Annotated in this window: 2 protein-coding genes; both read left to right on the forward strand. The window is 62.5% G+C overall.

All coding sequences use genetic code 11. From position 1 onward, the window contains the following. Nucleotides 1-1,129 precede the first annotated feature (1,129 nt). Nucleotides 1,130-1,567, forward strand: a complete 438-nt coding sequence (locus CV1CTNOD_RS11305) for a DUF6444 domain-containing protein (RefSeq protein WP_131786073.1) — start codon at nucleotides 1,130-1,132, stop codon at nucleotides 1,565-1,567. 64 nt (nucleotides 1,568-1,631) lie between these two features. Next, the gene (locus tag CV1CTNOD_RS11310) at nucleotides 1,632-2,390 is read left to right on the forward strand and encodes an NAD(P)-binding protein (protein WP_131786074.1); all 759 of its coding nucleotides are present in this window, start codon (nucleotides 1,632-1,634) and stop codon (nucleotides 2,388-2,390) included. The last annotated feature ends 64 nt before the right edge of the window (nucleotides 2,391-2,454 follow it).

The following is a 2,454-nucleotide window of genomic DNA, read 5'->3' on the forward strand; positions in this document are numbered from 1 at the left end:
GGGGTGTCAGGGCGTCGCTCTGACCCCTTGAAACCACCGACAGACAAAACCTTCGTGCGGCATAGTTTGGAACTGTCTACGAAAGCGGGAACGCTCCACAGCAGCACTCTCCATGATCCGAAGACAGGTCGCCCCTGCGATCTGCGCTTATGTAACTGATCTTCAGTCGTGCCAAAGCTTGTCGTCGGCGGGTTGCCGACGACACACCGACAAGTGTTGCTGTAGTACTAGGGTGCCGTGACGGGCTAGGACCTATGTAAGCCCTTGCATTTCTGCCGATGTTGAAGTTAACTTATGTAGTCGATCCGACGATGGAGGGAAGAACCGATCGTGACGTGTAAAGCGCTAGACCCTAGTTCGGAAGCCGGACAGCCTGCGCCCCCCGGACAAGTACTCGTCGGCCGTACCCGTTCTCCTAGACCTAGACAGCACCGTCGCTTCGCCCGAATTGCAGCTGCTCTCGCCACCGTTGCCGCTCTGGCTTCAATTGCCGTCGTGGGTAACGGATCAGCTGCATCCGCAAAGACGAGTCCGCCCGGCTTTTTGTGGCACATTCAGAACAAGACGGGAAAGAGCATATACGATCCACGCTTTACTATCTCTGGCTATAACGCAGCGGGCCATTGGGTCGATGGGCGTGATTTTGACGTGAATGATTCTTCGAATGATTGGTTTGATCCTGCTGTCGTAAAATCAGTCGCAATTTATCTTGACGGAAAACGATATGCCGATTTTCCCAATGACAAGAATCACTGTTTTAGGTTTTACAATGATGGCAGCAACGTTCCTCACGTTGGATGGGTGGCCAAAAATCGTCTTTCTTTGACAACTACTGGACCAAGCAAGTGCAATACAAAAGAAGAATAATTGTGTCCATTCACGGGTTGGACTGGTAGGCCGCTGACCTGGGTGGATGCGTTGGGGTGACACGCCGGGACTGTTGCTTGATCCGACGTCCCAGACGGTGATGATCGGGGTTTGTGTCCGGTCTGCCGCCCGAGCCCTCGCTGTCGGAGGTGGAGTCGCTGCGGGCGGCGAACCGTGAGCTGCGGCAGGTGGTCGAGACGCAGGCGGAGCTGCTGGCCGGGCTGAACGAGGCGCTGGCCGCGGAACGCGGGCTCGGGAACGGTTGGAGCTGCGGCTGGCGGAGCTGGACCGCCGGCTGGGCATGGACAGTTCGAACTCGTCGGTCCCGCCGTCGCAAGAACCGGTCGGGGCGAAGGCCAGGCGGAAGGCCGCGGTCTCGCAGCGGATGCGGTCGGCCGATCGCAAGCCCGGCGGGCAGCCCGGGCACACGGGCGCGGGGCTGACGCCGGCGCCGGAGGGTAAGCGGGTCGAGAAGGACGCGGACCCGCCGGCGCGGTGCGTCTCCTGCGAGGCGGACCTGTCTGCGTCGCCGTCCGCCGGGCGGGGGTGGGCGCAGGTGTGGGATCTGGCACCGGTGGTGGTGGAGAAGACGCACTGGTGGCTGCCTCGGCGTCGCTGTGGCAGCGGGCAGGTCGCCACCTCGCGGGCCGGGGCGAGCGACTCGTCAGCGACAAAGAACGGGACCGGCTACACCCTGTGATGCATACCCGGCTCTCCGTACTCGCGTATGCCTTTGTCGATCGGACGATGGAGGTGGAAGAATCGTGACGCAGGACATGGAAGTCGAAAGTTTCGACGTGTGTGTCGTCGGCAGTGGCGCGAGCGGTTCCATCGCGGCGCTGGAAATCGCATCCAGTGAATTACGCGTTCTCGTACTGGAAAAGGGTAGGGAATTACTACCCGATGAATCCCTTCCGTGTGTGGAGAGCGAGTGGGAAAGTGCGCTCGTACCGACTCCTAGCGGTTCGTTACGCCCCTTCGGGCGCCCCTGGAGTGCGTCCGCGATCGGCGGCGGTACGGCTCTCTATGGTGGCATCTCCTTCCGGCTGCGACACATCGACCTCGACGCCCGCGCCCATGTGGCCCCCGATGCGCTCGACCCCGCGTGGCCGATTAGCTACGAGGACCTGCGCCCGTTCTACGACCACATCGAGCGATGTATCGGGGTGGCCAGAACCCCTGGTGCCGATCCCCTCGAACCGCCCGGCCCGCCGGCCGTCATGCCCGCCCATCCCTTCAGCACACAGGGACGCCTGATCGCCGACGCTGGCCGTCGTATCGGGCTGTGGCCCTTCCCGACTCCGCTGGCCATCAACTCCGTCCCGTACGCGAATCGGCCGGCCTGCGTACGATGCGGCCCCTGCAACGAACACGTCTGCTCCACCGGCGCCCGCGTGAACGCCGCGTCCCTGCTGTTCGGCACCTCCGTACCGGCCGGCGCGCTGCAGGTGGCGCACGCCGCGCAGGCGATACGGATCGTCCTAGGTGTGTTTGGAAAGTCGGTCATCGGAGCCATTCGTTGATCGCGGCGATGGTGACGGTAGCTTCGTAGCGGACAGCGAGCTTGTCGTAGCGGGTTGCGACGGC

The organism is Protofrankia symbiont of Coriaria ruscifolia (assembly GCF_900634745.1).
Lineage (GTDB): Bacteria > Actinomycetota > Actinomycetes > Frankiales > Frankiaceae > Protofrankia > Protofrankia californiensis.